This window comes from Aerococcus sp. 1KP-2016, from assembly GCF_002252085.1.
In the GTDB taxonomy this organism is placed as follows: domain Bacteria; phylum Bacillota; class Bacilli; order Lactobacillales; family Aerococcaceae; genus Aerococcus.
In genome coordinates this window covers 1-9399 of sequence record NZ_NEEY01000057.1, presented here as the reverse complement: position 1 = coordinate 9399, position 9399 = coordinate 1, and the positions used below count along the sequence as shown (strand labels likewise).

Below are 9399 nucleotides of genomic sequence, written 5' to 3'. Positions count from 1 at the left end.
CAAGGTCTTTCAATTTGAAATCGAGCCAAGGTCTCGATTTCATCCTCTGTCACGGCTAAGGAACTACACTTTCAGTCCTTTAACCTGTTCCCATGATATATTTCAATCAAAATTTATAAGAATTTTTCAAAGTAAAAGGCGTACACAACTCATTTTAAGAATTGTGTACGCTTTTTAGAGGCCTTTTGTCCTAGCCTCGCTATACAAGAGAGCATAATGAATTATTCTTCCTCTGGTAATTCAGTGTTGTAATGAACACTTTGAACATCGTCATCGTCTTCTAATAAGTCGATTAAGGTCTCAAATTGACTTGCTTTATCTTCTGGTAATTCAACCATTACTGTTGCAGCCATTGTGATTTCAGCTTGTGCTAATTTGAATCCTTGTTCTTCCAAAGCATCACGAACTGTAGTAAATTCAGAAGCTTCTGTAGTAATTTCAAATACCTCATCAGAAGTAGTCATGTCTTCACCACCAGCTTCGATGACATTCATAAGCATTTCATCTTCATCAATATCTAAGCCTTCACGTTCGATAGCAATGTAGCCTTGGCGTTCAAACATATACGATACTGCACCAGTTTCAGCTAATGATCCACCATTTTTGTTAAAAATAGTACGAACATTTGTTAATGTACGATTTGTATTATCAGTCAACGTTTCAACTAAGATAGCGATACCGCCTGGACCGTAACCTTCATAAGTAATTTCATCATAGTTTTCACCGGCATTGTTACTTGAACCTTTTTCAATCGCACGGTTTACGTTATCGTTTGGCATGTTCGCAGCTTTTGCTTTATCCATAACTAAACGTAATGAAGGGTTGGCTTCTGGATCTGGGCCACCAGCTTTAGTTGCTACATAGATTTCACGAGATAATTTTTGAAATACTTTGGCACGTTTTGCATCGGTTGCACCTTTTTTATTTTTGATCTTGCTCCATTTATTATGTCCTGACACGACAAATTCCTTCTTTCATGTTAATTTCACCTCAAATAGTATACCAAAATATTGATATATTGGCAATTTAGGCTATTCTTCTTTACGTTTTGGTACCATTACTTCTAAGAATGATGGTAATACGTCAATATCAATTGGTAAGCTTGGACCAACTTCCCCATCAATATTCGCTTTTACTTCAACATCTTCATCATCATTTACGCTAATTGACACATGTTTTACATTAAAAGTGACCATATTATTTGCTTCAGAAATATAACCTCCGTTTAATTCATGAATTAAATTAGGTAATTCCGTCAATAGGTTTTCTTCCTTCAAAGCCATACCATGTAGTAAACCATCATCTGGTGATGCATCTTGAATCATATTTTCAACTGAACCCACACTGTTTGTTAAGGCAACGATAATCACCTTGGTTGAAATCTCAATTGTTTCATCATTATCTAAGACAAGTTTGTATGTATGTTGCTTATCCTTGAAAAGCGCACGTATTGAATCGCGCACGTAGGCGAAGAAACCAAATTTCGATTTTTCTTCACTAGATGTTTCCATTACAGCTGATGGAATTGCCCCAATAGCTGCAACGTTACAGAAGTAAGCATCATTAATTTTGGCGATATCAATTTTACGCGTTGTAAAATCAGCTAATTCTTGTGCAGCAATTTTGGGGTCTAGATTAATACCTAATGCCCGAGCTAAATCATTTGCTGTCCCTAATGGTATGAAACCAAATGGAATTTTATTTTCAGCTTCCGCTAAACCGGTGATTCCTTCATTTACTGTACCATCGCCACCTACAACAACCACGCCATCGTATTGCGCATCAGCCGCTTCTTTTGCCCAATTCTTTGCATCACCAGCGCCCTCAGTCAGACGTGTTTCTACTTCATCATATGATTTTCCTAATGCTTCTTCTAATTCCTCTTGAATATCAGTACCACTTCCCTTGCCGGAAGATGGATTGATGACTAACATTACTTTTGTCATTGAGATGACCTCCTTGTGTATTTTTCTACTCTTATTCTACTAAATTCATAGAAAGATAGCTATTTTTGGCAGTGATAAATAAAAAATTCTTTATTTCTTCCATGAAAATGACGACTTTTTTACATTGTCTTTACATGACTCAAATCTCATAGCATGAACGTCTTTGTTTTGATATAATAGGAATCAAATCTTGCTATTTTTACAAGAAATATGCTATAGAAAAGTGTGTGGCCGTTGAAAAGAAATATAGAAGAAAAGAAAGTTCGTGGGGAAAATATGACGACTAAGGATAGAATTATGTATTATCTGAATGTCTTCTTCAAAGTCCTGTCTAAATTAGCCCTTGTGCTAATCATAACGGCAGTGCTTGGCGGAAGTTTAATCCTTGGTCTTGGCTCTGGATATTTCCTGGGTTTAGTGGAAGATATGCCAATACCAACAGATACAGAGTTGGCTAGTGCCGTATCCAATGCAGGTGAAATTTCAACCATGCAATATAGTGATGGCTCAGAAATTTCTAGCATCCGTGCTGACCTTGTTCGGGTAAATACAAGTTTAGACAATGTAAGTCCTCTAATTGTAAATGGATTAGTGGCAACTGAAGATGAAAATTTCTTCGAGCATGATGGTGTTGTACCATCGGCCATTATTCGCGCAGCAAGCTCTACGTTTTTAGGTGTTGGTGGTTCATCTGGTGGTTCTACTATTACCCAACAGTTAATCAAACAAAAATTATTAACAAATGAAGTTTCATTTGACCGTAAAGCCAAGGAAATTTTGCTTGCTCTTCGATTAGAAAATCACTACTCGAAAGAACAAATTTTACAAGGCTATTTGAATGAATCACCTTATGGACGGAATAATAAAGGTGAAAATATTGCTGGGATTGAAACAGCAGCTCAAGGAATTTTTGGTGTATCTGCCAAAGATGTCACTCTGGCCCAAGCTGCATTTTTAGTGGGGATTCCGCAAAATCCATACACCTATACGCCATTCTTACAATCAGGTGAATTAAAAGAATCAGAATACTTGGAAGATGGTATAACTCGTAGTCATGAAGTTTTACAACGTATGCGTTTAACTAACATGATTACTGAAGAAGACTATCAAACAGCAATTAATTATGATATTACACAAGATTTCATCGCACCTGCTTCTACTAAAGATGTGCCTGAAGAACGCAATTCTTATATTTATCAAGCTGTTGAACTACAAACAATTGAAATCTTGATGGAACAAATGGTTAAAGCTGATGGTTTAACCATGGCAGATGTGGATGCGAATGTAGATCTATACAACCAATATTACGCTGAAGCTGATAGTCAAATGCGTAATGGTGGTTTAACGATTAAAGCTACTGTAGACCCTGAAATGTATGAAACAATGAACTCTACCGTTCAAGAATACGCTGCCTCATTTGGTACTACTTATTACGATACGGATACTGATGATACTACAGGTGAATCAATTGAGGTGGTTAGTCCCGTACAAAATGGTACCGTCTTATTAGATAATGATACTGGCCAAATTCTGGGATTTGTTGGTGGTATCGATTTCGATATGAGTCAAGTTGATCATGCCCTTAGTGCTCGTCGCCAACCGGGCTCATCAATGAAACCTACCTTAACTTATGCACCAGCCTTACAAGAACAAATCGCTGGTCCAAATACGATGCTAGCAGATACTTATTTGCGAGAAATACAGTCAGACGGTAAAATATACGAACCTACAAATTTTGGCTCAACTTTATCAAATGGATTTGTAACAGCTCGTTATGCCCTATCAAATTCCATGAATAACCCTACTATTTATTTATATAACGAAATGTTACAACAAGGGGTAGATATCAAATCCTATGCCTATAAAATGGGCTTAGAGGATGCAATTGCCGAAGATGAATTTATCAACTTGTCACTTTCTATCGGTGGTACCGCAAAAGGACCTACTGTATTAGAAAATGCTGCAGCCTTTGCCACATTTGCCAATGGCGGCGTATATGTTGAACCTTATTTGATTGAGACCATTACCGATGCAAATGGTAATGTAGTATATCAGCATCAAGCACATAAAGAACGCGTCTTTGATGAAGATGTTGCCTACATTATTGCCGACGTTTTACGTGATGCTACATCAGCTGGATCAATGGCAACCTATAAAGCACAAATGGATGCCGATTTAGATTGGATTATGAAAACCGGTACGTCAGAAAACTTCAACGACTTATGGGCTAATGGTTCAACACCGACTGTTACCCTTACATCATGGATTGGTTATGATAATAATGTTGTAACACGTGATTTATATAATCAAGATGAAAATGCAGTATATGGTACACCGGCCCAACGTTCATTAAGATATTGGACAACATTAGGTAATCGTTTGCGATACTATTATCCAAATACCATGGGATCAGGCTTGATTCATGAGCAACCTGAAGGTGTACATGAGGAAACTGTTGTTACTGCCACAGGAACCAAGGCAGGTAGCTTTAGCGGACCGTATGGCACCTCATATACGATTCCATCAAGCGCAGCTACGAATACTGAATTATTTACTGCTGCAATGCAACCAGCCGAAGCCCACTTTGAGTTTGGTGTGGGTGGTAAAGTAGATGAGTATGTAAATACCTTAGAACCTTATCGTTCGAAAACAGATTCATCAGTTAATTCAACTGTTCAAGGTGTGTTGGAAGACTACCAATTACGTTTAGCTGAAATTGAAGCTCGTCGACAAGAAATAGAAGGAGATAACGTTGAGGAAGATGGTTAATCACTATCCTTCCCCTCTAATAAGAAAACCACTTGGATTTGATCCAAGTGGTTTTTTCGTATCTATTATGATAAAAATTAGATCTCCATTGCGTCTAAGGTAGCCATATCTTCTGCTGAAATTTCAAAATCTAATTCAGCATTCGCAATAATATATTCTTCATGGACAGATTTTGGTAAAATAATATGCCCTTTTTGTAATGGGTAACGGTAGCATAATTGAGGTACAGAAACACCATATTTATCAGCAATAGCTTTAATTTCTTCATTGCCTAATAAACGTCCTGTACCCAATGATGAATAAGCTTCAATAATGATGTCGTTTGCTTCACAATAAGCAACAATATCATCTTGTGTGTCACCAATATGATATTTAATTTGGTTAACTGCTGGTTTGATAGATGTGTTATCAATCAAATTTTGAATATCTTCAACATTAAAGTTAGATACACCAATTGCACGTACGAAGCCTTTGTTATAAAGTTCTTCTAATGCACGCCATACTTGAAGATTTTCTTCAAAGAAATTCAAACGTTTTTCATCTCTAGAGAAGAATCGCCATGGTGTTGGACAGTGGACCAAGATTAAATCAATATAGCTAGTATCTAAGTCTTTTAATTCTTGGAAGAAGTCATCCATTACTTTTTCATAGGTTTTAGAGTCTCCACGAACCTTACTTGTCATAAATACATCTTCACGTTTAAGACCTGATGCTTTGATACCAACGCCGGTACCTTTAGAGTTTTCATAGGCAGCAGCCCCGTCAATATGTTTATAGCCATTTTCTAAGGCAAATTTGACAGATGTAACGGCATTAGCAGTTGGTGTTTGCCAAGTACCTAATGCGATTTGTGGGATTTCTACCCCATTATTTAAAGTTAAGGTTTTATTTAATAAATTCATGTTATGACCCCTTATAAATTAATTTACAGTTTTCACTGTCTTTTAATTATAAAACTATAGTAGACGGATACAAAATGAAAACCCTTAACAAATTGAACTGTTAAGGGTTGAATGATTTGGATTTTAGTTTTTCAATGATTGGATTGGCGCCGGAATACGACCACCACGGTTGATAAATACATTTGGTGAAGTACGATTCACTTGCATTACTGTACCTTCTCCGAATAAACCACCAAAGTTCAATGATTCATCATCTGAACGTCCAATTGCTGGAATCACACGTACAGCAGTTGTTTTTGAGTTAATCATACCAATCGCCGCTTCATCCGCAATAATGGCTGAAATAATTTCTGGTGTTGTATCTCCAGGAATAACAATCATATCTAGACCAACTGAACAAACAGCAGTCATTGACATTAAGGTTTCAAGATTCAAGTTACCATTTGCTGCAGCAGCAATCATACCTGCATCTTCTGTAACCGGGATGAAAGCACCTGACAAACCACCAACGTGAGATGAAGCCATGATACCACCTTTTTTAACGGCATCATTTAGCATAGCTAAGGTAGCAACAGATCCGTGAGCACCAACTTGGTCTAAACCAATTTCTTCAAGAATATGTGCTACTGAGTCACCTACAGCTGGTGTAGGGGCTAATGATAAGTCAACGATACCGAATGGTACACCTAACATTTTAGACGCCTCAGTACCCACTAACTGACCCATACGAGTAACTTTGAATGCAGTTTGTTTGATTGTATCAGCTACAACTTCTAAACTTGCATCTTTTGGTAAAGCAGCAAGCGCATTACGAACGACACCTGGTCCTGATACACCGACATTAATTACTAAGTCAGGTTCACCTTGGCCATGGAATGCACCAGCCATGAATGGGTTATCTTCCACGGCATTACAGAATACCACAATTTTAGAAGCACCCATACACTCATTATCTTGCGTTAATTCAGCAGCTTTACGCACTACCTGCCCCATCAATTTCACTGCATCCATATTAATACCAGCGCGTGTTGAACCGATATTGACAGATGAACATACATGGTTTGTTTCAGCCATAGCTTGAGGAATTGACTCAATTAAAGCCATATCCCCAGCAGAGAACCCTTTATGAACTAAAGCAGAATAACCACCAATATAGTTTACACCAATATCTTCAGCCACACGATCAAGCGTATGCGCGTATTTTAAAGGATCGCCACCAGAAGCAGCTAATAATTGAGAAATAGGCGTTACAGCTATACGTTTGTTTACAATTGGAATACCATATTTTTCTTCAATGGCTTCACCAGTTGCAACCAAATTCTTTGCTGCCCCATAAATCTTGTCGTAGACTTTTTGGCAAGATTTGTCGATATCTGAATCCGCACAATCAATTAAAGAAATACCCATTGTAATTGTTCGAATATCTAAATTATTGTCTTTAATCATTGATACAGTTTCAATGATATTTTGCATTTCTAACATATGTTTTTCTCCTTAATTGACCTTAAATTTTATGCATAGCATTGAAGATATCTTCGTGCATGACATAAACTTCCATGTCAACAAGCGAATCTTTCATTTGTTGTTTAAAGGCTTCAAACTCAACTGTTAAGCCATCGATATTCACGATCATCACCATAGTGAAGAAATTTTGTAAAATTGATTGGTCAACGTCAACGATGTTTGCGCCAACTTTCGCACATTCAGTTGCTGCTGTTGCTAAAATACCTACTTTATCTTTACCAATTACTGTAATTACTGCTTGCATATATGTATACCATCCTTAAATTTTATACCCTTGAAAAACGCATGGCTTTTTTCTACAGAATATTTTTATGATTTTATTGTGTAAATAATTTATTAACAAAAACGCTTCATACCAATAATAATCTCATCCTATTATAATCGAAATCTCTTGAAAACTAAATGCTAAGCTGAAAAATTCATCAAATCCTTTTAAATAAGGGGTTAATTTGAATCATTTCAAACAATCATTGCATTTATTTGGAGGCATTATTCAGCAACTTGCTGCGTCCAAGCAGTTTCTAAATAATTTACATAGGTAAAATCATCGGTATAAGTATGCATTCGGTCTTTTAGATCATGGTACCAAGTAGCTAAATTGTCCTCGCTATCTTTGTAAGTAGCCAATGGCTGACTTTCATACATCTGCGTTTCAGATATACCTGAGAAATACGTTGGCATAAACTTTGGCGTAACGACGTGAACTTCTCCATTTGCATCACGTTTAAAGGTCACTTCATGAATCCCCGCAACTTTATTGGCATCGTCCACTTGACCCGTCATAAAACTAGCTTGCGAATACATGACATAGGTTTCCCCATGATTAAGCCAATTCACTGGTTGTACGTCATGGGGATGACCGCCAATAATTAGTTTTACACCCGCATCAGCCAATGCTTGCGTCACGGCAATTTGTTCATCATCCGGTAGTGTCCCGTACTCTGTACCTAAATGTAGTGATACAACAACAGCATCTACTTGATCTTTTAAAACAGCAATATCATCTAACATGTTTTGTAAATTAGCATAATTCACGACCCAAGGCTCATCCTCTGGTGGCATCATCCCATTGGTACCGTATGTATAGGCTAAAAAGCCAAGTTTGATACCATTTTTATCTATAATACGAGGGGTATCTTTATCTTCCTGACTAGCATATGCGCCGTAATAAGTCATACCTGCTTGCGCTAAATAATTCATCGTAGTGTATGCACCATCGGCAAATTGATCAAGTGTATGGTTGGTGGCGAAAGAAACTGCATCAATTCCGGCACGTCGCATTGATCCTAAGATAGAAGCAGGCATGTTAAAATTCGGGTAGGTTGAAATTGGTAAGGTTGGATAGGTTGCTGGAATTTCTAAATTAGCAACCGTAATATCTGCATAGGACGTAAAAGGTGCTATTTTAGCAATCATTGGGTCAAAATTATATTCATCTACACCCAAATCAATGTCACCAACCTCACTACCCGCACTAATTTGATTATGATCATTTAGCGCACCAAAACTGGTTAAATGCGCAGCTTGATCAATAAAGAAATTGCTGGATGTATCAGCCATCTCAGATACCTTATCGTGAATAAGAATATCGCCTACTGACCGCAAAGTTAGCTTACCTTCTTGACCTTGCCCTAAGTCAGCCACATCCTTTTGTGGCAGATCTCTTAAGAATTCCGGTGTAGCTATTTCTGCTTCAGCCTCACGCTTAGAGGCACTCGATTGACTTGAAACAGCTAAGGATTCAGCCACTGCATCTTCTTGGATTTTCGCTTGGTATGCTATACCAATTCCACTGATACACACCATAAATATTGCCAATAGCACAATCAGGATTTTATTACCATCTTTCATCTGTCTCATCAATACCCCTCCCACTCTACTTAATCATAATGGAAGTGTTTTCAAACTACAATAGGTATTTTTATAGAACCTACAATCTTTCTATTTTGGATCTCCAACTATTGGTGTGGATGAGGAACCATTCACGCCTTTTTTGTTTGAAAACACAAAAAGACATATGAATAGGCTCCCTTTTGTCGCATCTAACCGCTTTGGTTCGCATATTTTTGCGAGATTGTTTATATCCGGTTTAAAATAGATGAAAACTGGAAACCAGAACTGCTTTTGAATATATTTATGAGGAAAAATGAAACGCAAAATACCCTGAACTTTCATTTTCTAAAAATAATGAAAGCTCAGCCCTTGTATGGCGCAAAATTTCTCATTTTTGAAACCAAAACCTTCCGGTTTCATTTTTT

Annotated in this window: 7 protein-coding genes; 1 reads left to right on the top strand and 6 read right to left on the bottom strand. The window is 37.3% G+C overall.

Annotated elements, in window-relative coordinates; translation table 11 throughout:
• Positions 1 to 221 precede the first annotated feature (221 nt).
• The gene (locus tag B9P78_RS08450; RefSeq protein WP_094519024.1) at positions 222 to 959 is read right to left on the bottom strand and encodes a YebC/PmpR family DNA-binding transcriptional regulator; all 738 of its coding nucleotides are present in this window, start codon (positions 957 to 959) and stop codon (positions 222 to 224) included.
• A gap of 72 nt (positions 960 to 1031) precedes the next feature.
• Entirely contained in the window at positions 1032 to 1946 is a 915-nt protein-coding gene (locus B9P78_RS08445; RefSeq protein ID WP_094519023.1) for a diacylglycerol kinase family protein, read from the bottom strand.
• A 234-nt stretch (positions 1947 to 2180) separates the two neighbouring features.
• Between B9P78_RS08445 and B9P78_RS08440 the strand changes: the two genes are divergently transcribed.
• Positions 2181 to 4715 (top strand): transglycosylase domain-containing protein, encoded by a 2535-nt coding sequence (locus B9P78_RS08440; RefSeq protein ID WP_094519022.1) that lies wholly within the window; start codon positions 2181 to 2183, stop codon positions 4713 to 4715.
• A gap of 77 nt (positions 4716 to 4792) precedes the next feature.
• On the opposite strand, the gene B9P78_RS08435 is transcribed toward B9P78_RS08440, so the two are convergent.
• The 4 genes from B9P78_RS08435 to B9P78_RS08420 all read right to left on the bottom strand — a co-directional run bounded on the left by B9P78_RS08435 (position 4793) and on the right by B9P78_RS08420 (position 9001).
• The gene (locus B9P78_RS08435) at positions 4793 to 5617 is read right to left on the bottom strand and encodes an aldo/keto reductase (RefSeq protein ID WP_094519021.1); all 825 of its coding nucleotides are present in this window, start codon (positions 5615 to 5617) and stop codon (positions 4793 to 4795) included.
• A gap of 123 nt (positions 5618 to 5740) precedes the next feature.
• Entirely contained in the window at positions 5741 to 7099 is a 1359-nt protein-coding gene (locus B9P78_RS08430) for a PFL family protein (protein WP_094519020.1), read from the bottom strand.
• A 22-nt stretch (positions 7100 to 7121) separates the two neighbouring features.
• A complete protein-coding gene (locus B9P78_RS08425) occupies positions 7122 to 7385 on the bottom strand; it encodes an ACT domain-containing protein (protein WP_094519019.1) in 264 nt (87 codons plus the stop codon).
• A gap of 245 nt (positions 7386 to 7630) precedes the next feature.
• Positions 7631 to 9001: a CapA family protein gene (locus B9P78_RS08420; protein WP_233487818.1), complete on the bottom strand. Its 1371-nt coding sequence runs from the start codon at positions 8999 to 9001 to the stop codon at positions 7631 to 7633.
• Positions 9002 to 9399 lie beyond the last annotated feature (398 nt).

What these genes read in the sequence shown, in the direction of transcription:
- B9P78_RS08445 (WP_094519023.1), bottom strand. Translation starts at nt 1,946, where the DNA reads ATGACAAAAGTAATGTTAGTCATCAATCCATCTTCCGGCAAGGGAAGT.
- B9P78_RS08435 (WP_094519021.1), bottom strand. Translation starts at nt 5,617, where the DNA reads ATGAATTTATTAAATAAAACCTTAACTTTAAATAATGGGGTAGAAATC.
- B9P78_RS08430 (WP_094519020.1), bottom strand. Translation starts at nt 7,099, where the DNA reads ATGTTAGAAATGCAAAATATCATTGAAACTGTATCAATGATTAAAGAC.
- B9P78_RS08425 (WP_094519019.1), bottom strand. Translation starts at nt 7,385, where the DNA reads ATGCAAGCAGTAATTACAGTAATTGGTAAAGATAAAGTAGGTATTTTA.
- B9P78_RS08420 (WP_233487818.1), bottom strand. Translation starts at nt 9,001, where the DNA reads ATGAGACAGATGAAAGATGGTAATAAAATCCTGATTGTGCTATTGGCA.